The 21687-nt window shown below is 42.9% G+C and carries 14 protein-coding genes; 10 read left to right on the plus strand and 4 right to left on the minus strand.

Annotation, left to right across the window (positions count from 1 at the left end):
- Positions 1-6: 6 nt before the first annotated feature.
- The 3 genes from BDE36_RS00455 to BDE36_RS00465 form a co-directional block, all read right to left on the minus strand.
- Positions 7-930, minus strand: coding sequence for a hypothetical protein (locus BDE36_RS00455; protein WP_128770725.1), 924 nt, complete (start codon positions 928-930; stop codon positions 7-9).
- A gap of 73 nt (positions 931-1003) precedes the next feature.
- Positions 1004-3526 carry a M1 family metallopeptidase gene (locus BDE36_RS00460; protein WP_128770724.1) on the minus strand — a complete coding sequence of 841 codons (2523 nt, stop codon included), beginning with the start codon at positions 3524-3526 and terminating at the stop codon, positions 1004-1006.
- Between the two features lie 112 nt (positions 3527-3638).
- Entirely contained in the window at positions 3639-4127 is a 489-nt protein-coding gene (locus BDE36_RS00465) for a thioredoxin family protein (RefSeq protein ID WP_141813314.1), read from the minus strand.
- A gap of 160 nt (positions 4128-4287) precedes the next feature.
- Here BDE36_RS00465 and BDE36_RS00470 point away from each other — a divergent pair, with 160 nt between their 5' ends.
- Together BDE36_RS00470 and BDE36_RS00475 are read left to right on the plus strand one after the other, a co-directional pair.
- Positions 4288-4716, plus strand: coding sequence for a DUF4890 domain-containing protein (locus tag BDE36_RS00470; protein WP_141813315.1), 429 nt, complete (start codon positions 4288-4290; stop codon positions 4714-4716).
- 194 nt (positions 4717-4910) lie between these two features.
- Positions 4911-5897 carry a pyruvate dehydrogenase complex E1 component subunit beta gene (locus BDE36_RS00475; protein WP_141813316.1) on the plus strand — a complete coding sequence of 329 codons (987 nt, stop codon included), beginning with the start codon at positions 4911-4913 and terminating at the stop codon, positions 5895-5897.
- 80 nt (positions 5898-5977) lie between these two features.
- Here the strand turns inward: BDE36_RS00475 and BDE36_RS00480 are convergent, their stop codons facing one another.
- Positions 5978-6454, minus strand: a complete 477-nt coding sequence (locus tag BDE36_RS00480; protein WP_128770712.1) for an Lrp/AsnC ligand binding domain-containing protein — start codon at positions 6452-6454, stop codon at positions 5978-5980.
- 478 nt (positions 6455-6932) lie between these two features.
- Here BDE36_RS00480 and BDE36_RS00485 point away from each other — a divergent pair, with 478 nt between their 5' ends.
- The 8 genes from BDE36_RS00485 to BDE36_RS00520 all read left to right on the plus strand — a co-directional run bounded on the left by BDE36_RS00485 (position 6933) and on the right by BDE36_RS00520 (position 21681).
- On the plus strand, positions 6933-7685 hold the full coding sequence (locus BDE36_RS00485; protein WP_141813317.1) for a hypothetical protein: 753 nt from the start codon (positions 6933-6935) through the stop codon (positions 7683-7685).
- A gap of 170 nt (positions 7686-7855) precedes the next feature.
- A complete protein-coding gene (locus BDE36_RS00490) occupies positions 7856-8179 on the plus strand; it encodes an energy transducer TonB (RefSeq protein ID WP_141813318.1) in 324 nt (107 codons plus the stop codon).
- A 583-nt stretch (positions 8180-8762) separates the two neighbouring features.
- Positions 8763-12884, plus strand: coding sequence for a hybrid sensor histidine kinase/response regulator transcription factor (locus BDE36_RS00495; RefSeq protein ID WP_141813319.1), 4122 nt, complete (start codon positions 8763-8765; stop codon positions 12882-12884).
- A gap of 116 nt (positions 12885-13000) precedes the next feature.
- The gene (locus BDE36_RS00500; RefSeq protein WP_141813320.1) at positions 13001-16084 is read left to right on the plus strand and encodes a SusC/RagA family TonB-linked outer membrane protein; all 3084 of its coding nucleotides are present in this window, start codon (positions 13001-13003) and stop codon (positions 16082-16084) included.
- A 17-nt stretch (positions 16085-16101) separates the two neighbouring features.
- Positions 16102-17589: a RagB/SusD family nutrient uptake outer membrane protein gene (locus BDE36_RS00505; RefSeq protein ID WP_141813321.1), complete on the plus strand. Its 1488-nt coding sequence runs from the start codon at positions 16102-16104 to the stop codon at positions 17587-17589.
- 67 nt (positions 17590-17656) lie between these two features.
- Positions 17657-18718 (plus strand): glycoside hydrolase family 130 protein, encoded by a 1062-nt coding sequence (locus BDE36_RS00510; protein WP_317132932.1) that lies wholly within the window; start codon positions 17657-17659, stop codon positions 18716-18718.
- On the plus strand, positions 18708-19976 hold the full coding sequence (locus BDE36_RS00515; RefSeq protein WP_141813322.1) for an MFS transporter: 1269 nt from the start codon (positions 18708-18710) through the stop codon (positions 19974-19976). The genes BDE36_RS00510 and BDE36_RS00515 overlap by 11 nt, the downstream gene beginning before the upstream one ends.
- On the plus strand, positions 19969-21681 hold the full coding sequence (locus BDE36_RS00520) for a hypothetical protein (protein WP_141813323.1): 1713 nt from the start codon (positions 19969-19971) through the stop codon (positions 21679-21681). Before BDE36_RS00515 ends, BDE36_RS00520 begins: the two co-directional genes overlap by 8 nt.
- The last annotated feature ends 6 nt before the right edge of the window (positions 21682-21687 follow it).

Genomic DNA, 21687 nt, shown 5'->3' on the forward strand with positions numbered 1-21687 from the left:
CAAAAATCAAAGGAAACTGAGCGGGTTGTCGGGATCCTTGATAATTTCAAATAAGGTATAGCCCCACGGTTTCCAAAAGTTCTCGAGGACTTGCGCGTATGTTTTCACCTGCCATTCGTCATAAACCGGTTTACTTGCAATCCGAAGCGGCATCGCCTCGATATACATCGATTCTGCAGTTGACAATACAGAGTACTCGGGCAGCCGGTTAAACAGATATGCTGAATAAAAGAACCGCGCACAGATTTCTTCGAACTGAACGGGTTCAAGTACAGAATCTTTAGTCTTTGCCAAAGCCTCACGATGATAAAAGGCGCTTTCTCCATTGTCCTGCAAACAAACAATAAAACCGAAATCATTCATTCTCAGTGAAAATACCAGGGTATTAATTTCGTCGCGGTAAATGAATGTATCAGCAGGATTATTTACCGGAAACACGCGAATCGTCCACGGAAGAACGCCTTCAAACTCAACCGGCCGGATAAGTGACTGAAGCATCAGGTGCAGGTTTCCGAACTTATGCATTAGTCCCTGCGAAAAGTTAAACTGCTCGCCCATCGCTTTCTGCTGGCGCATGCCCGCCCTCACCTCGTAATGGATCATGCCGTATACCTGTTTGGCAGTCCATTGAAAAAGTTTTATTTCATCAAGTTCCTTAACCGACTGGTAGCCGGAATTGAACGCCTGCTCAATCTCTTCCTCCAGGTTATTAACCGACTCCAAAGTCTCCGAAGAAACTGGTATGCTGATATCATTGTATGTCACAACCGACTCATCCAGCATTTTAAATGGTTTATCCGCCAGATGAAACTGCTTCATCATCCACTGAGGAAAAACATTTAATTGACGCTCTGCTGGCAGGCCAGTTAAAAAGCATATTCTCTCACTAAAATCGAAATGCTCAAATGGACGAAAAAGAGGGGAATTCATTTAACAAAGGTAAAAGCTTAAAACAAAAAGAAGAATGCTCTTTTAATATCTTAAAACAGCACTCTCCGCACCGTTAATTCGCTTCCCGGAGCTCTTTAATAGATGCCGCAATTACCGTTATCTGCTGATTCAGAATTTCTTTAAGCTCTGGGCCGGCACTCTGCAGTTGTCCCTGCTTACGTTGCCGCAGTCCTTCGAATAATGATAGAATGAATTTATCTATACCGTACTGTTTGTATTTAATGCCTAAATCTTTGAACGTGCCGATTCTGTCCTTAATTACATTTACGTCATTTATCCTGCCAAGAATTCCCAGGTAGGCAGGAACCATTTCCACCTTGCTCTGCAAGTCGGCAGTCTCGTATGCTTTAGCGATATAGCCCAACTCCTCGGGTCCGCCATTTAAGGCATAAATAGTGGATATTGCCTTACTAAGGTCGCCTTTACTATCCTTTTCAAGACCTTTAGCAAGATTAAACGCGTCGGCAGGGCTGATCATAGTAATCCCTAACAGGGCGGCGCCCTGTACTGCATATGACTGGCTTTTTATAGCTACATCAAATAATTGCCGGTTTGAAGGATCTTTTAAAGAAGCGATAGCACCGACGGCCGCCGCCCTGACCAAGGTCTTCGGATCGTTTTTAGCTAGTTCCAAAAGGATAGGAAGAGCCGCTTCTTTAATCGATTCATTGGTCAGGTCGAGGGCATTTATCGCCACGATTCGTAAGCCATAATACTTATCTTTCAAAGCTGCCAACATTACACCGCGGGCACCTGCGTCCTGCTGTTGTTTTTCGGAGCTAGCCTCAATAGCTTCCAGGCGGTCTACATAAAGAGGAGCATTAAAATACTGGAATACAAACCCGGAGACCGACTTGTTATCCGTCTTACGGGCCAGAAGCACTTTATCTCCATCCACATTGACGAGGTCGGGTTTAGACGAGGCTCTAAAACTTAAAGTATCTGATTTGTTCCTCATCCAAACGGAATGCCGTTCCCTCTTTCCGCCGGTATAAATATCAATGGCAAGAGGCAAAATAAACGCTTCATCCTCCTGTTTTTGCTGAAGAATCACCTTTTGGGTTTTTGAGGCTTCATCCCACGCATAATCAATACTCAACACAGGATGCCCCGACCTGAAATACCATTGGTTAAAGAACCAGTTAAGATCTTTTCCGCTCACTTCTTCCAGGGCGAGTCTGAGCTGATGAGCCTCTCCATTTTTAAAAGCATTTTGCCTGAGATAAAGGTTTAGCCCTTTAAAAAAAGCATCTTCGCCCAGATAATTCCGAAGCATATTTAAAATACGGCCGCCCTTCTGATAACTTACGAGATCGAACATATCTTCTTTATCCCGATAGTGAAACCGTACAAGTTTCTTGGCTGAATCGCTTTCGGATCCGAGGTATGATTCCATGGACTTATAACCATGAGCATCACCTTTATCTTTTCCATATTTATATTCATTCCACAGCACCTCGCTAAAATCCGCGAATGATTCATTAACTGTGAGGTTGCTCCAGCTTTCAGTAGTGACATAATCGCCAAACCACTGATGAAATAACTCATGAGCGATAACGTCTTCGCCCTTGTTTTCGTCAAGAAGTTCACGGTCGGTTGCCTGAACAAATTCGCCGTGCAGTGTAGCTGTAGTATTTTCCATTGCACCGCTCACAAAGTCGCGCACAACAATCTGCGAGTATTTGTTCCATGGAAAGTCGACTCCGAGCTTCTTCGAAAAGAACTCCATCATCTCTGGAGTATTTCCAAAGATTTGCTTTGCATAGGGGGCATAGGCTGGTTCGAGATAATAATTCACTTCTTTATCGCGCCACTTATCTTTATATATTTTAAAGTCGCCGACAGCCATCATAAAAAGATATGGAGAATGAGGAAGGTCCATCTTCCATGTATCTGTACGGGTACCATCAATATTATTCTTTTGCGCAACCAGACGGCCATTCGAAAGAGTAACATATTTGGAAGCTACAGTCATGCTTAATTCAGAAGTAGTTTTCTGATTAGGCCTGTCTATTGTAGGAAACCATACAGATGAGGCCTCAGTCTCACCCTGCGTCCATATTTGTATAGGCTTAGACTTATCTTTACCATCGGGATTAATGAAATATAACCCTTTTGCATCGGAGATGGCGGCGCTGCCCTCTGCTTTAAATTCATCAGGCTTTGCGGTGTAATCCACAAAGACGGTATATTTTTCGGTCTGCCTGTAGCTCCGGTCGAGCTTAACAGAGATCTGCTTCCCGTTATAAACGTATTTAAGTGGCGTCAGTTTAGTACCCGCAATGAGAGCGACGTTTTTTATATCCATACCTTTAGCATCAAGCCGAAGGGAATCTGTGGAATAAAAATGAGGTTTTAATGTAATCCACGCTTTTCCGTAAAGGTATCTTTTAGCATAATCAAAGCTAACATCCAGCTTTGTATGTACCAGATCGTTAATCTTTTCGGGTGTTTCCCTGTAAATTTCTATTGCCGGATGCTGTCCTTTGATATCCTGGGCGAAGGTCTTCGCATTTAACGCTATTGCCGCAGCAAGTAACAGCACTTTTGCTGTCCTGATTACATCATTATTCATATGTTAAAAGCTCCAATACTAACACATTTTTAAACTTGTTAGTATAATAATATGCTAAAATGTTACAAGAGCTCAACAGAAATCAAAAAGGAGAGGTTTAAATTGCTATCCGTTATTTCTTATAGCTTTTAGGGTCAAGAGCTTTTGGTGTCCACGCATTCAAAAAATCCAGTACCTTTTTTGTGCTGTGACCTTCGCCCTGTTCCAGATATGCACTGTTTTGTGTGTGAAGGCGGTTACCCTTTCCGTCGAGAATTACAAAGACGGGAAAGCCGAACCGTTGCGGAAAGCCGAGTGTGGCAAGCGTCTCTTCATTCCTATTTTCCTTGCTATAGTTTACATGTACTACTATAAAATTTTTATTCATTACGGTGCTTAGCGTGTCGTTCTCTAGTATAAGTTGGTTAAAGCGTAAACACCATACACACCAGTTTCCTCCAATCTGAAGAAATACATGCTTACCTTCATTCCCAGCGCGCGATACTGCGTTTGCGATATCAGCTTTTGCATTGGCAAAAGGATTATATAGCTGCGGAGTCTGTGCAGAAGCATTTAATATAACCGCAACTGATAGAAGAAGTAACAAAATTTTTTTTTTCATATCATTAAAATATCCTGATTATAGATCGATTCCCGAATCGTTTCACAACCATCTTAGACAAAGATAACATGAGCGAGTTATTCAATCCTTAACATATTTTAACAATTCGGCTGTTAAACCATTCGCACGCTCAACTATCTATTCAATAAAACACAGAGAAATGAAAAAGATAATTTTTACTGCCCTTTTATTTATGGGCCTTGCAACCGCAGGATTTTCACAGGACAGACCTCAGAGAGAAAAGAAAACGCCGGAAGAACGCGCACAGTTAATGACTGATCATCTCGCTAAGAAGCTTTCGCTATCGGACAAACAAAAGTCAGAAATTTATAAGATCAATCTCGACCGGGCAAAAGAGATGGATAAATCAATGGCCAAAACGAGTGCCGAAAGAAAACAGGCTTTCGAGCAGCAAAAAAAACAGTTTGAAGCATCTGACGAAAAAATAAACAAAGTACTTACAGACGATCAGAAGAAAACCTATGCTGAGCTTAAAGCCCAGCGCATGGAAAAGATGAAGGCGCATAAAGGTGATTTCAGAAAAAAAGGGAGGAGTAAGAAGGCTGACGCATCTGAGAAAGAAGGCTAATTGAAAAGAGTTGGTGATTAAACAAAAAAGCGGCGGACATTCTGTCGCTTTTTTTTATTTTCTGAAGATTGCCATGAAACTGTCATACAATGAATATTAAACCGCATAAGCTTTTTACATCGCCAATCAACGTTTGTTTCTAGAACATTCCTGCGTATATTTGCGTTCCAAAAAAAATCATTTAGTAGCAAACAATGAGAGAAATACAGTTCAGAGAGGCGCTTCGTGAAGCAATGAACGAAGAGATGCGTAAAGACGAAAAGATATTCTTAATGGGTGAAGAGGTTGCTGAATACAATGGCGCATATAAGGTAAGCCAGGGTATGCTGGCTGAATTCGGGCCTAAACGAGTGATTGACACCCCTATTGCTGAACTGGGGTTTGCGGGCATTGGCACCGGAGCTGCAATGAACGGATTACGTCCTATCGTTGAGTTCATGACCTTTAACTTTTCTTTAGTTGCTATTGACCAGATAATAAATGGTGCAGCAAAAATTCTCTCGATGAGTGGCGGTCAGTTTTCTGCTCCAATTGTGTTCCGCGGACCTACTGGCAACGCAGGACAGCTTGGAGCGCAGCATTCACAGAATTTTGAAAACTGGTACGCTAACTGCCCCGGGCTGAAAGTTGTGGTTCCGTCTAATCCGTATGACGCAAAGGGATTGTTGAAACAGTCAATCATTGACCCTGATCCGGTGATCTTTATGGAGTCAGAAGTAATGTATGGCGATAAAGGAGAAGTTCCTGAAGAAGAATATTATCTGGAACTAGGAAAAGCCCACGTAGAAAAAGAGGGCACAGATGTTACAATAGTATCATTCGGCAAAATGTTGTCGCGCGCTGTGCATCCTTCTATAGAAGAATTAAACAAAGAGGGGATCAATGCCGAAGTGATCAATCTTCGCACTGTTCGTCCGATAGATTACGATACGATTATTAACTCCGTTAAGAAAACCAACAGGCTGGTAATTGTAGAAGAAGCATGGCCTCTTGCCTCTATTTCAGGAGAGATCGCATTTAAAGTTCAGAAGGATGCATTCGATTATCTTGACGCACCTGTTATCCGTGTTGTGTGTGCTGACGTACCACTCCCTTATGCACCAACTTTAATCAAGGAAGCATTACCAAATCCTGAGAAGGTAGTAAATGCTGTAAAAAGCGTATTGTACGTAGAAAAATAACAGAATATTTAATATACAACAAAAAGGCCGGCCTGAATAAGGCTGGCTTTTTTGTTGTATAAATGGGAGGGAAAAGAAGATTATAAATCCAGACTTATCTGGCGTTTAATGCTTTCTTCCAGCGAAATAAATGTTTCCGTGCGCGAAATGCCTTCAACGGTCTGAATATTTTCATTCAGCACCTCCCGAAGATGATTAGTGTCGCGACAAATAATTTTAGCAAACATGCTCCAGGCCCCTGTGGTATAATGCAACTCTACGATTTCTTTTATTTTGACCAGCTTGGCTACTGCATCTTTATAGGTTGAACCTTTTTCAAGATAAATGCCCAGATAAGCACAAACGTCGTACCCGATCTTTTGCGCATCTACAATCAAATTAGAGCCTTTGATAATTCCGAGATCCTGCATTTTCTTCATCCGCACATGTATCGTTCCTCCCGAAACAATCAGCTTTTTGGCGATTTCCGTATAGGGGATTGTAGCATCTTCCATCAGTATAGACAGGATCTGCATATCCAGATTATCAATTTCTAAATTAACGCTCTTCTTTTCCATGGAATATTTGAAAGATATTAATATACCCACGAAGTAAATAAAAACTTAGCAAAAATTAAAATATTTTGTTAAAATATTTGCAACAAATATCAGATACAGCCTATCTTTGTATAAGACAACCGGAAATACTAGTTGTTTATACACTGTAGGGTGGTGAAACAGGCAGACACACCTCCTTGTCTCGGTGGCGGAGAATATGGGAAACTGGCGACAGCTAACCACTCCTTGAAGGTTCGATTCCTTCCCCTACAGCTCCTTTCGTTTAATTTAGGTTTATAATTGGTTAGTTTGAGCTCTCGCCCATCGGGAGCTTAATTTTTTAATACACTTCCAGGTTTTCGCACTCATCCATAATCATTCTCCGACGTTTTGATATTTCCTGCGCAGGATCGTTTCTAAAAATTTATATTTGCCAGAATCTTACAGATTTACCTTTTAGGCAATCAAGGTTTCTCAGTAAGAACTAACATTCGAAACAATGAAAAGATACTTCTTGCTGATATTTGTATTCATCTCTATTTCTGGCTATGCTCAGAATAACCTTAATAATTACAGGTATATTATAGTTCCTAAAAAGTTTAGCTTCTTTAAAGAGGAGGATCAGTATAAATTAAATACCTTAAGTAAAGCACTTCTGGAAGCTAAAGGTTTTACAGTGTATTTTGACAACAGAGAGTTACCTGATGACATCGCAGCAAATAAGTGCAAGGCGCTTAGTTATGAACTACAGGAAAGAAAAACAATGTTTGCTACCAACCTAACCTTCTCTCTTAAAGACTGTAAAGGCAATGTGCTATATAAAAGCAAGGAAGGAAAAAGCAGGGAAAAAGATTTCAGGGCTTCCTATACTCTTGCACTGAGAGATGCTTTTGAACCGTTCAACGAAGTTCAGTATGTATATACAGCGCCTGCCGAAGCAACTGTTCAGCAGCAATCAAATATTCAAAACGCTGTAACAACCTCCGCAAGCACCCCGGTTCCGCAAACAGCCTCAGAACCTTCAGCAGCAGTGAGTGAAACACTATATGCACAACCGACAACCAATGGCTATCAATTAATTGACACCACACCAAAAGTGGTTTTAACCCTTCTTAAAACTTCCGTGGAAGACTATTTTATAGGTAGTACAAGTATCTCGAATGGTATCGTTTTCAAAAAGAATGACAGCTGGATTTTTGAATATTATACAAACGGTAAACTAATCAGCAAGAAACTCCTGATTAAATTTTAAACGTATTTAACAGTAATAAACGGCTAGTTTGGGCGCTCATATGCGAGAGCTTTTTGTGGATTATTCCAGTGAACTGCATCCACTAAATATGAACTACCCGAAATCACTTTTGACAACAGGCGTTATCCTGCGCTCAATTAAAAGCACAATCAGAAAGATCCGACACCATTTTGGCATGGACCTCCTGCTACTTTCCTCCCGAACCCTCCTTTCCCGGTGGCAACGCAGCAATGTATCGTTATTTAAAGAACACCATCAGGAGTACAAAATCTCCCGGCAGGAAAAGAGTTATAACGAGTTTCACAATTGGTGAAGACGGAAGCATCAGCGACTGCAAAATCTTCCGTGGCCTGAATAAAAAAACCGACAAGCGCATTCTTAAAAGCCTTAAAAATATGCCAGACTGGATTTTCCCCGGCATGGATAAAAGACGTACGTCTTATACGCTTCCGCTTTTATTTGAAGAGGGGAGATTGAAGACGCCTGAGGATTAGAGCAGATTATGAATTGCCAATTCGTTAACATTAGGTTAATATTGTTATTCGATTAATATTTTTTTAATTTTCTTATTGAAATTTTTGCAAAACAAAAACATACTCCTTATCTTTGTATCAACAAGTTCTTTAAAAGACAATATCAAATACTGTAGGGTGGTGAAACAGGCAGACACACCTCCTTGTCTCGGTGGCGGAGAATACGGGAAACTGGCAACAGCTAACCACTCCTTGAAGGTTCGATTCCTTCCCTTACAGCCCTTTCGTTTAATTTAGGTTTATAATTGGTTAGTTTGAGCTCTCGCCCATCGGGAGCTTATTTTTTTAAAAGCAATTGATACCGAACCCTGATAATTAATATAGTTAACAATTCCTTATAGTTTTACCAATGTTAAGTTATACTTAATAAGTCGTAAGTTTTAAGAATAAAGCGACAGATAGTCTTAACCTTATTAAAAAACAATAAATCATTTGACGATTATACAATTTACAAGTTATTACGTATAACTTAGTACTATTCAACTTTAGCTAAACAATTTGTATATTGATGCTTCATCTCAACTTATGAAGTCCGCTTCTCAAGATGGTCCAAAAAATCACATATTTCTGCCTGCTTTTTCTTCTGTGTTCATTTAAAAGCCAGGGGGCCAGGGGTAACAGCAGCTTCTACTTCCAACAACTCGACAATAGCAACGGGTTGTCCAACAGTGCCGTAAATGTAGTATACGAAGACAAAGACCTCCTTCTCTGGGCCGGCACCTGGGACGGTTTAAACATGTTCGATGGAACTGATTTTAAAGTCTATAACTACACAAACAACAGATCGGGCAGCAACGGTATAGGAAGTAATGTAATACAGGACATTACCGAAGGACAGGATGGGAATATCTGGGTAAATACCATAGGGGGAATTACCCGTATCGACAAAAGGGGAGGAGAGTTACATCAATATTTTTACAATAACAGCTCCCGGCGCAAGATAACCGAGAAGGAGTTCGAGCTTGTTGCTGACAGCCTCGGACAAGTATTTTGTTATAGTAAAACCGAAGGATTACTTCGGTTTGATCCCATAAAAGACACCTTTGTTAAAATCAATATACCATCACAGAACAGGAAGGTGATCAAAATGGCCCTTGACAAAAGAGGCCTGCTCTGGCTTCTTCAGGACAATGGCGAGCTAGCCGTTTGCAAGTACTACGGCAACAGGCTAAGGGCTCTGCGCGTAATTAAACACCCCTCCGGAATCGACAATTTCTTTTACGTCGGCGACATGTTATACCTCTATTGCAATGGCTATTTATATTCAGAAACCAAAGATACCTTTGTAAGAACCAATAGAAAGCTGACAGGCATTAAATCTATTTGCAGTTACAATTCTTATTATCTGGTGCTGTTCGAGAATCAGGAACTCAGAGTTTACGATAAGTACTTTCGGAGTTCCTCATTTATGGCCGGAGAGCTAAAAAAGCTGGCAGGTATCAAAGTGCTTCATGTACTTTCATCAAAGGAAGGCACATTATGGATGGGCACTGATGGCAATGGGCTGATCAGGATCTATCCTAAAAAAAACCTTTTCGGTCTGATATCAAAAGCAGAAGAGGCTGCATTTAATAAGCCGGCAAGAGCATTTTGCGAAGCTGAAGGTGATCTATGGATTGGCACTAAAGGCAAAGGGATTATCAGGTTGAAAGACTTTTGGACAACAGATAAAAACAAACTTCAAAGCAGTATCTTAAATACCGCCGGAGGACTCAATAATAATTCGGTATACGCACTGAAAAAGTCCTATCCATATGTGTATATCGGCACGGATGGCGCAGGCATAAACATCTACGATTTAAATTCAAAACGACTGATCCAATGGTCCGATATTGACGGGTCTGCGAAACTTCCGCCATTCAGTTCTGTATATGCTATTCAAAAAGACAGCGACGGCTCTCTATGGTTGGGAACCAGCGGCAGCGGCCTGATACACCTTCAATTGGGTACTACTACTACAGGCACCTTGTTTATTAAAAGCTTCGGACAGTACCTTTCGGAAAAAACAGAAGGACTGGCGAATGATATTATCTATGCGATCTCCAATACAGATGAAAGACATCTGTGGATAGCCTGCCGCTATGGAGGATTAAGCGTTCTTGACAAGGAGAATGGCCGCTTTAAGACATTCAAGGCATTCGGCGGACAAAACAGCCTCTCTAACAATGATGTTCTTTCCCTGTATTGCGACAAGCAAAAGGGTTTATGGATCGGGACTAGTTTTGGCCTTAATTACCTCAGTTATAGGGAATCATTGAAAGAGAAACCTCAGTTTGTCGGATTTACCATGGACGATGGGCTACCTAATAATACGATTCATGCAATAGAAGAAGGCGGCAATGGCGACATCTGGTTAAGTACCAACAAAGGGCTCGCCCGGCTTAGGGCCGGCACCAACATCATTACCACCTATAATGAAAACGACGGATTACAAAGCAACGAATTCAGCGACGGTGCAGTCTGGAAGTCCAACACCGGCTATTTGTTCTTTGGCGGTATTTACGGCTTCAATTTTTTCCTTCCGCAAAATATAAGAGGAGACAGCAGGCAACCGAACCTCCTGGTATCGCAACTGCAGGTTGGAGGAAAAAGTACAAATGAAAACCGCATTCAGGTTTTGCGATCTGCAAAAGACGAAGTTCCGGAATATGTAGCTGAGCGGGAAATGAATTTCTTCAGGCTTAACCTTAAATCAATCAGCTTTATCAATCCTGTAAAAAACGAATTCAGTTACAAGCTGGAGGGGATTGATAAAAACTGGAACTATTCAGCTACTAACGGGAGTATTGTTTATAATAGTATTCCGCCCGGGCATTATACGCTCTTTGTCAGATGGTCAAATGCAGAGGGCAACTGGACCATACCAACTCCCGTTTTCAAATTAAGAATCAAACAATATATCTGGCTCTCATATCCCGCGCTTGGCCTTTACCTCACTGTCCTTATCATTTCAGGTTACCTGTTTCATTTGTACCGGAAAAACAAGCTGGAGATGAAATATAAACTCGAAATGGAGTATCATCTGCGCCAGAAAGATGAGAGCATCCATCAGCAGCGACTAAATTTCTTTACAAACATAGCACACGAAATTCAAACTCCTCTGACGCTGATCACGGGCTCAGTAGAACATTTTTTGGTATCGAGAAAGAATGAGCTATTGAAGAATAAAGAAAACAACTACTTCCTGTCGCTTGTCTATCAGCATTCAGTGAGGCTTACCTACCTCGTACAGCAGTTACTTGAATTCAGAAAAGCGGAGGCCGGCTTTTTAAAGAGGACGGATCATTACATTGACATCAGCAAGATGCTCAACAGCCTTACATCCCTTTTTATCACCGAAAGCAGAAAGCTTGGAAAACCTTATAACAGGGAAATACAGGATGGCATCGCCGGTTTTGTTGATAAAGATAAATTGGAGAAAATTTTGTTTAATCTGCTGTCAAACGCTTTTAAACATTCCGGCCCGCAGGATGCAGTTACGTTTAAGGCAAGTTATAGCAAAAAACGAAACGAACTCTGCATTCGCGTAGTAAACGCTGGATGCAAACTAACGGATGAAGATGTAAAACTGCTTTTTAATAAGTTTTACACCAAAGATGGATCAAGCTATGAGAAACCCAGCACAGGCATCGGGCTGTCTTTTGCAAAAGAACTGGCAACGTTACTGAAAGCAAGCATTAGCGTTGAACTTCATGCAGGAACTATCGAATTTATCCTTTGCCTGCCCGTTAAAACGAGCTCAGGCGAGGTCGACGAAAATGAAGTTGCTACATCGGCTCCCTCATATCTCTATGAATCACTACTGCAGCACTATGAACAACCCGTACTTTTAAACAGTGATGAAGGCAACAAGATTAGTCTGATCGACGAACTGCATCAGAAAACAAAACATAGTATCCTGATAGTTGAAGATAACCTCGAATTACGCTACCTGATTCACCAGGTTTTAAAAGACCAGTATATCGTTTATGAAGCCGGCAACGGCGAAGAAGCATTGGCTCTATTAAAGAAAAACATGCCCGATCTGATTATCAGTGATGTAATGATGCCTGGCATGGACGGACTGGAGCTTTGCCGTGAAGTAAAGAATACACCAGCCACTGCCCAGATCCCTTTCATCATTCTTTCTGCGAAGGGAACTGAAGAGAATAAAGAGGAAGGCTATGAAGTAGGCGCCGATGCCTACATTCCCAAACCATTCAATATAAACTACCTTCAGGTAAGAGTGCGTAAGCTGATCGACTACCGGAGCCGCATGAAGGAATTGGTGAAAGACCAGAATATCAGCAGTCAGTTTATGAACACCGATATTGCCGAGGCCGATAAGGCGTTTCTGGAATCTATTTTAAAAGTAATAGAGAATAACCTCGACGAGCCGGGGCTTAACGCGAATACGATAGAGTCTGCGCTTTCTATCAGCAAAATGCAGCTTTACCGAAAGCTCAAGTCGCTCGCGGGGATGACACCCGCTGAATTTATTAAGAGGATCCGTCTTAAGCATGCCGCTGATATGCTCCGCAACTCGCAGTACACGGTCTCTGAAATTATTTACCGTACAGGATTTAACAGTAAATCGTATTTCTTCCGGGAATTTAAAAAGATCTATCAATGTGCCCCCAACGACTACCGCGCCAAACAATTTGAAGCAAACATACAAGACTCCTGACCAGGACAAAACCCAAAAAAATGCATTAAGCCTGATTCAGTGGACTAAAATGATACTATAGTGAACCACCAACCCGCTATGCCGGGACTACTTTTGCATCAACCAAACAAAATTATATGAAAAGTAATCGATACCTCTTTATTGGTTTTATAAACCTTTTTCTGATACTCGCCGCTTTCAGCAGCGTGGCTCAGGTAAAAATTACCGGGAAGGTTACAGACAACAGCAACCTTGGCCTGCCCGGTGTAGTAGTTCAGCAGACTTCTACTCAGAACCGCGTCCCGACAGATATTAACGGCAATTATGTCATTACCCTTCAGGCCGGCTCTCCTCAGTCGCTCGTCTTTACCTATATAGGATTCGACAAAACAACCGTTCCCTACAGCGGAAATGCTGTTATCAATGTGCAATTGAAGCCCAGCACTTCCAGCTTAGATGAAGTGGTCGTTGTGGGTTACACGTCACAACGGAAAGGCTCGATAAGTGGCGCTGTAAGCACCGTCAATATGGAAGACGTGGAAACCAGAAGAGTTCCAAATGTATCTCAGGTAGTGCAGGGGCAGATCGCAGGAGTCACGGTAACACAGGGCACAGGGGCTCCCGGCGACCCTATCCAGGTGCGTATCCGCGGCTTGGGAACCATCGGAGATAATGATCCGCTTTACATCGTCGATGGCAATCCTACAAAAGACATTTCATCGCTGAATCCTGCAGACATTAAAACCTTTACCGTTCTTAAGGATGCGGCGTCTGCTGCTATTTACGGATCACGCGCCGCTAATGGAGTAGTGGTGATTACCACCTTGCAGGGAATGGCAGGAAAGCCCGTCATAGAACTAAACTATTTTAACGGAGCTCAGCAGGTAACTAATCTTCCGCACATGCTCAACTCTACCCAGTATCTGAACAAGCAGGAAGAAGCCTGGAATAACGCTGGCTTCCAAAATAATCCCTACACAATAGCGAAGACGAGAACAGATCTTGCTAACACCGACTGGCTCGACGAGCTTTTTGAAACAGGTCATTCTCAAAGCGCTCAGCTGACAGCAAGCGGAGGAAGCGAAAAGGTTCAATATCTTTTTTCTGGCGGTTACTACAAGCAAGACGGAATTGTGGTATTCAACAACGACCAGTATGAAAGAATAAACTTCAGAACAAATATTAATGCCAGCCTTACAGACAGGCTCAGGATTGGGACAAACCTGCAGATCTCAAACGAAAAACAGGATTGGCTTTCATCCAGCGGCGATGCTCCGGGCATTATCAGGCATGCTCTGCTGCGTCCTCCTGTACTCGCAGTATACAAGGATCCTTCCGACCCGACCTATAGCGCTGCCGATCCCTTCACAGATCTTCCTCTTTATTATAAAGACGCTAAGGGCGTTGGTCAGTGGGATCAAAATCTCGAAAAGACTTCCAATCCTGTCGCTCTTGCATACTTTGCAAATGATAAAAGAAACAGGTTTAAAACATTTGGGACATTCTATGGAGAATATGCTTTTCTGGGCGATAAATCGCTAAAACTAAAAACGAATATTGGGATAGACCTGAGCTATTACCATAACAAAGCCTTTAACCAGAATTTTGGGGATGACGACAATGGTGGTGCTGAAAAGGACAAAGGCAAAGGAATGGGCAGGCAGAACAGACCTACCAACCTAAGCGAGGAGAGGGGACAAAACCTGAACCTCACATGGACCAATACCCTAAACTATGTGAAAACATTTGGAAGACATTCCCTCAATGCACTTGCAGGGAGTGAATATATTAAATTTACCGAATCTGGCATATCGGCTTCCCGGGCACGCTTTGATTATACCTCATCTTCTTTCCAATACATTGATTTCGGGAACACCAGTTCTGATCTGTGGAATGGCGGAAGTGGTTCTGAATGGGCTTTATTCTCTCTGTTTGGTTCGGCTACGTATGTTTACAATTCAAAATATATGATCACTGCCAATTACAGGGCAGATGCTTCTTCACGCTTTGGCGAAAATAATCAATGGGCCTATTTTCCCTCTATCTCAGCTGGCTGGACGATCTCACAGGAAAACTTCATGAAAGATCTTCCCTGGATCACTGATCTTAAACTGAGGGCAAGCACCGGGAAACTTGGAAATCAACAAATTGACAATTATGCTTTTCTCACGCTGTTAAGAAAAAATGGGGATCGTTATGTTCTGGACCGCTACGGAAATCCCGATTTAAAATGGGAGTCCACTTTGCAAAACAATATCGGTCTTGATTTGGGATTGCTCAGAAACAGCCTGTATTTCTCTTTTGATTATTTCACAAAAAAAACGAGTGATATGCTGCTGAAAATCCAGCTACCACGCCTGGTAGGGAATGTGAAGCCAACGTATGTAAACGCTGGTGAGGTACAGAATAAAGGGTTTGAGATGGCGGTCAGCTACCGGAATAAGATCGGAAAATTTCAGTATGGCATCAATGGAAACATTGCAGCGATACATAATGAAGTAAAAAAACTACATCCTAACAGTCCGGCGATAGTGGATGCGTACACCAAAACCGCGCCTGGACACCAGCTTGGCGCCTTTTACGGATATCAGATGGAAGGCATTTACCAAAATGCCGGTGAAGTGACCCAGCATCTGTATGCTACTAACAATCCTTCAGAAAAACCGGGCGACATTAAATTCCGTGACCTCGATGGTAACGGATTAATAGACGATAACGACCGCACTTATATTGGCAACCCTGTACCCAAGCTAAACTATGGACTGAACCTGTCGGGCAATTATAAAGGCTTTGATCTGTCGGTATTATTACAGGGAGTTAATGGCGTGGATAAGTATAACGACGGAAAGAAGATCCTTGATTATGACACCCGTCCGTTCAACTATACCACGGCAGTATTGGATAGCTGGAATGGCGAGGGCTCTACAAACAGTATCCCAAGGGTAAGTTTCACCGACAATGGCAGCAGTAGGGTATCCAGCATTTTTGTCGAAGACGCGTCTTATTTCCGGATTAAGAACGTAGAGATTGGATATTCCTTCGGCGCCTTACTTAAGAAGAAGATCCCCGGAATTCAAAACGTCAGACTTTACGTCTCAGGGCAGAACCTCTATACCAGTACAAAATACACGGGACTTGATCCCGAGACCACTGATCCTATAGACATGGGCACCTACCCGCAGTCGAGGGCATTTCTCTTTGGCATGAATGTTAAATTTTAAATCATAAGGAGTATAATATGAAACCGATATATATATACATCATAACCGCAGCCCTTGTTGTGTCTGCAGGCTGCCAAAAGGAACTGGATAAAGATCCGATAGGTTTAATCACTCCGGATCAGATCAATGCCACTCCAACAGTAAATACCATTACTACGACAGTTGATGGGTCCTACCAGATGCTTTCAAGTACCTTAAACCTGATTGGTAACTGGGCCTGGCCGGAAGGAACAGTAATCCGGCCCGACTTCGTTATCCAGGATATGGCCTCCGACGACATGCAGAAAAAATGGGCGCCCGATGGTGATCAGCCCTGGATGGATGAAGTTTCTGGATTTCGGTTCACTGCGAACAATGCCGCCTTTAACGGTATATGGAGCTTCGACTACGAAGGTATCGCAGTTACCAACCAGGCTATTAGCTATCTCACTAACAACGAGCTGATTTCATCCTTATCAATGAACGAATCGCTCAGAAACAGGTGTCTTGGTGAAGCTTATTTCCTCAGGGCCTTTTACTATTTCGATCTGGTTAACAACTTCGGAGATGTTGCCCTTGTATTGAAACCGCTCGAGAATTTCAACGAAGCCTACAAGGTAGCCATAAGGGTACCGGCCACTCAGGTTCGCGAGCAGATCAGTGCCGACCTTGCTGCAGCAAAACCATTGCTCCCCGCTGCCAAATACTCAAGTAACACAGAGAGATGGCGTGTGTCGAAAGGGGCTGTAACAGCCCTGCAAGCAAAGATTGCCCTCTATAACAAAAACTGGCAAGAGGTGATCAGTCTGGTAAATGAACTCGAAGCCTCGGGCTTTTACAGCCTTAATGCTCATTATTTCGATAATTTCAGTGTAGCTGAAGAGTTTACCGAGGATGAGGTAATATTCGCATACGACCATCAGAGCGGAAAACTACCGGCCAGAGGCAATGGACTAAGCGCCTTGCTCGACTGGGGCTTCGTAGCACCAACAGCTGGTTTTATAAATGAGTTCGAATCAAACGACCCACGGCTTCTGTACACGGTTAACAGCGCAACAAAAACTGTCAATAAACTTCTCGGCAGCACTAACGGCACCTACAAAGGAAACGACGACGCCCCCGGCAACAAAATATACATTCGTTTTGCAGATGTGCTACTATGGAAAGCAGAAGCTTATCTCGAAACCAGTAATTATCCGGCAGCAATAGCAATCATAAATCAAATACGGCAACGGGCAAGAACCACACCTGCAATAGATGGATCGGCTGTTCCGGCGGGAACACTACCCGCCAGAAATGCAACATCAACTAATAAAGATGAAATCAAAGGCTGGCTGATGCATGAAAGAAGGGTAGAATTGGGCTTCGAAGGACAACGCTTTCACGATCTGAAAAGATGGGGCATAGCCAAACAGGTCCTAACTGCTGCCGGAAAGAACTTTCAGGACAAAAACTATCTCTATCCTATACCCCAGGGAGAGATTGATAAAACAGCAGGAGTAATTACACAGAACCCAGGATATTAAATCGCACACTCTTCCGGCCAGAGGCCCACACGACTCCAGCCGGATATGAACATCCTAAATTTTAAAAATGATGAATGATAAAGCCCACAGATTTATAGAGAACCCTCTTCTTTCACCGTCCGACCTTGAACCAAGCTGGCCAGGACTCGAAATAACCTGCCTGCTTAATCCGGGAGTGTTTACTTTCCAGGGAAAGATTTGGATCATTGTACGGGTGGCCGAAAGGCCTGCTCAGAAAGAAGGCTTCATCTCTTTCCCGATCCTTACCCCAGAAGGAATTGAAATAATCGAGATCCCATCAAATGACCCTGATCTGAATAAAGAAGATCCAAGGATCATAAAATATAAAGGAGCCGACTATCTTACCACACTCTCACATCTGCGATTATTATGCAGTGAGGACGGCATCCGTTTTTACGAGCCCGAAGGATATGATATTCTCAGCGGTTCGGGCGACCACCAGGCTTTTGGAATAGAAGACTGCCGCGTTACATTCCTCGAAGGAACTTATTATCTCTCCTTCACCGCCGTATCTTCAAACGGAGTGGCGGTAGGAATGAAAACCACACATGACTGGAAAACTTTTACCGACGAAGGCATCATTATACCTCCTCATAATAAGGACTGCGCCATCTTTGAAGAAAAGATCGGCGGCAAGTTTTATGCACTGCACCGTCCGAGCAGTGTTGATCTGGGAGGTAATTACATCTGGATTGCCGAATCGCCTGATGGTATACACTGGGGAAAGCACAAGTGTCTGGTAAAAACCCGTGCAGATAAATGGGACAGCAAAAGAGTAGGTGCGGGTGCCGCTCCTGTTAAAACAGACAAAGGCTGGCTTGAGATATACCATGGCGCAAATGCACAACACCGGTATTGCCTCGGCGCGGTATTGCTCGATCTGGACAACCCTTCGGTTGTTCTGGCCCGGACAGACGAGCCGATAATGGTGCCTTCCGAAAATTATGAGCTAAGCGGGTTCTTCGGGCATGTGGTATTCACAAATGGCCATATAGTAAATGGCGACGAAATAACTATTTACTACGGCGCGGCAGACGAGTTTGTTTGTGGTGCCAGGTTTTCAATTGCTGAAATACTGGCTTCTTTAACCTATGATCATGTTAAATAAACTAAAGAAAGAGATCGCTTACTTTGGCGAACAAGACCTCAATTTCAGGATACTAACACTTACCAACCTCATATATAGTATTGTATTACCAGTAATCGATATTTTTGTAGCCGCTTACGTCATGCGGAGTTCAAACGATCCCACAAAAGTTGTAGTGTATCAGCTGACCATTTACTCGGGCATTCCCCTAACGTTCTTAATAAACGGATGGCTCCTTAACCGGTTTCCCATAAAGGTACTTTATTCTCTCGGGATGATCCTGAGCGGCGTATCCATGGCGATTATGATGTCGCTCAAAACACTTGACATCACCGGTGTTGGCATTGCTGGTATCGTTATGGGCATGTCCTTCGGCTTCTACTGGGCAAATCGCGATTTCCTGGCACTTTCTACCACGAATGACGAAAACCGCAATTACTATTACGGGCTCGAAACATTCTTTTATACGGTCATTGCCGTTATAATACCTGTTATGATAGGTTGGTTTATAGAGCTTTCAGCACGCTCAGGAGACGCAAAGATCGCATATAAAGCCGTAACGGGAATCGTTTTCGTTATCACCATTATTGCGTCTGCGATGTGCTTCAAGGGAAAGTTCAGTAATCCGGTTAACAAAAAATTTCTCTATTTTAAGTTCGATCCATACTGGCATAAGCTACTTTTCCTGGCTTCATTAAAAGGCCTTGTACAGGGATTTCTGGTTACTGCACCAGCCATGCTGATCATGCTGCTGCTTGGACAGGAGGGGGCGCTGGGGACTGCACAGTCTATAGGTGCTATATTTGCCGCTATTCTGATGTACATCATCGGGAGAATAACCAAGCCACACCACCGGGTTTACGTATTTGGCACCGGTTTGTTGCTATTTACCATTGCAGCTCTTATCAATGGCATCCTGTTCAATTCTACCGGCGTGATCTTATTCATGTTATTCCTGTTGCTCGCAAAACCTCTGTTAGATCTGGCCTATTTCCCCATACAGTTCAGCGTCATTGATATCCTTTCGAAAAAGGAAAAACGCAGCGAATTCGCTTACATTTTAAATCATGAAGCTGGATTATATCTCGGACGGCTTACAGGGGCCGGTACTTTTTTACTGCTAGCTTATTTTTTCTCAAACGAAGTCGCACTTCGCTATGCTATTATTATTGTAGCAGTACTGCAGCTTAGCTCATTTTGGGTAGCAAAAAGTATTATCCGCGACGGGAAGTCAATAGTAACACCATTAAATACTCAAGTCCAACAACAATATGTATAACAGAAAGATCATCTTCACTATACTATACCTGCTCCTTTATATTGGTAGCTACGCACAGATAAAGCAAGTGCAGATCCCCAGAGTCGACAAGATGCCCGATATGCCTCAGCCGCTTCAGATTATCGACTGGAAAGACATGGCTCTTCGTTTCGATAAAACAGTGTACGATTTCAATGCGACCGGTAAATATTGGCCCCTGGTTTGGATAGATACTACCGGTAAGAACTTTAAGCAGCCTGTTGTTGGGATGTTTACTGCGATCGGAGATGTACGACAAGGTTCGGGGATCAACAAGGGTATGTTTCATGAAGCATTAGCCAATATGGGTTCTGTACTTGGAGCTACCCTCTCAGGAATCGACAAAAGCAATCAGAATAAAATGAACTACGTCGGGATGCTTAAAAACTATTTCAACAGCGGTACCGGCTGGGATATTATGATGAATAATACTGCCCCTGAAGTTGCATTGCTTGGCGGGGGATACGGCCGCGACTGGTGGTACGATGTATATCCAAATGTACTGTTTTATGCCATCTATGAACGATATCCTTCGGAACCCGACTTCGACAGACTTGCAAAAAGCATTGCAGAGAAGTTCTATAAAGCTGATTCGATTTTAAACGGTAATTATAATTATTCCTATTTCGACTACGGAAAAATGAAGCCGATGGTTAATAATATCTGTGCTCAACCTGATGCAGCAGCAGGACATGCGTGGGTGTTATATTCTGCATATAAAAGATTCGGTGATAAAAGATATTTGCAGGGAGCCATCAGTGCGATGAAGGCTTTGGAAAAGAACCAGGTGAATCCGACCTATGAATTACTCATGCCATTTGGAGCCTATATGGCCGCTGCCTTAAATGCAGAGCAGGGTACCAGTTTTGATGTTCAGAAAATGCTTAACTGGTCGTTTGACGGTACAGCAGTGTGCCGTGAAGGCTGGGGCGTGCTGATAGGAAAGTGGAACGGCTACGATATTTCAGGTACCGTAGGCAGTACCGTAGATCATGGAGGTTATGGATTCCTGATGAATACCTTCGACGCAGCATGGCCGTTACTTCCACTTGTAAGGTACGAGCCCGCCTACGCTAACGCTATCGGAAAATGGATGCTCAATGCTGTAAACGCTTCCCGTCTTTTCTATCCGCAATTTATTCCAGCTGAACACCAAACTATTCCCGAACGTGCCGAAGTAACAAAAGGAGTTATCGCTTACGAAGGTATTGCCAAAGCTTCTACATTCGACACTTTGTATCAGTCGTTGGAAGCCCCGGTAGCACAAGGCGACGGTCCCAAATGGGTACAGGGTAAAAATCCGGCAGAGTCGCAATTCAGCGTTTATGGCAGCGCCCATGCCGGCATTTTCGGTGGCACCGTCGAGAAGACTGATGTAGAAGGAATTCTAAAACTCGACCTGCTCGCCACCGACTTCTTTCATCAGAAAGCTTACCCCACCTTCCTTTTTTACAACCCCTACCCGTCAAAAAAAACAATAGCCTTCAAAACAAACGAAAACATAGATATATATGATCTGATTACACAAAAGTTCATAGCAAGAAATGTAAAGAAATCTGTATCAATAACGATACCCTCGGCGCAATCTGTAGTGCTGGTGTCTGTCCCCCCGGGAAAGAAGTCTGTTATAAAAAATAATAAACTGTTAGTGGACGGCGTGGTAGTAGACTACAAAAAGACCAGGTAATCATTC

The sequence above is a fragment of the Arcticibacter tournemirensis genome (assembly GCF_006716645.1).
Classification (GTDB): Bacteria; Bacteroidota; Bacteroidia; order Sphingobacteriales; family Sphingobacteriaceae; genus Arcticibacter; species Arcticibacter tournemirensis.

What these genes read in the sequence shown, in the direction of transcription:
- BDE36_RS00520 (WP_141813323.1), top strand. Translation starts at nt 19,969, where the DNA reads ATGTATAACAGAAAGATCATCTTCACTATACTATACCTGCTCCTTTAT.
- BDE36_RS00510 (WP_317132932.1), top strand. Translation starts at nt 17,657, where the DNA reads ATGATGAATGATAAAGCCCACAGATTTATAGAGAACCCTCTTCTTTCA.
- BDE36_RS00475 (WP_141813316.1), top strand. Translation starts at nt 4,911, where the DNA reads ATGAGAGAAATACAGTTCAGAGAGGCGCTTCGTGAAGCAATGAACGAA.
- BDE36_RS00515 (WP_141813322.1), top strand. Translation starts at nt 18,708, where the DNA reads ATGTTAAATAAACTAAAGAAAGAGATCGCTTACTTTGGCGAACAAGAC.
- BDE36_RS00485 (WP_141813317.1), top strand. Translation starts at nt 6,933, where the DNA reads ATGAAAAGATACTTCTTGCTGATATTTGTATTCATCTCTATTTCTGGC.
- BDE36_RS00495 (WP_141813319.1), top strand. Translation starts at nt 8,763, where the DNA reads ATGGTCCAAAAAATCACATATTTCTGCCTGCTTTTTCTTCTGTGTTCA.
- BDE36_RS00470 (WP_141813315.1), top strand. Translation starts at nt 4,288, where the DNA reads ATGAAAAAGATAATTTTTACTGCCCTTTTATTTATGGGCCTTGCAACC.
- BDE36_RS00480 (WP_128770712.1), bottom strand. Translation starts at nt 6,454, where the DNA reads ATGGAAAAGAAGAGCGTTAATTTAGAAATTGATAATCTGGATATGCAG.
- BDE36_RS00500 (WP_141813320.1), top strand. Translation starts at nt 13,001, where the DNA reads ATGAAAAGTAATCGATACCTCTTTATTGGTTTTATAAACCTTTTTCTG.
- BDE36_RS00455 (WP_128770725.1), bottom strand. Translation starts at nt 930, where the DNA reads ATGAATTCCCCTCTTTTTCGTCCATTTGAGCATTTCGATTTTAGTGAG.
- BDE36_RS00505 (WP_141813321.1), top strand. Translation starts at nt 16,102, where the DNA reads ATGAAACCGATATATATATACATCATAACCGCAGCCCTTGTTGTGTCT.
- BDE36_RS00465 (WP_141813314.1), bottom strand. Translation starts at nt 4,127, where the DNA reads ATGAAAAAAAAAATTTTGTTACTTCTTCTATCAGTTGCGGTTATATTA.
- BDE36_RS00460 (WP_128770724.1), bottom strand. Translation starts at nt 3,526, where the DNA reads ATGAATAATGATGTAATCAGGACAGCAAAAGTGCTGTTACTTGCTGCG.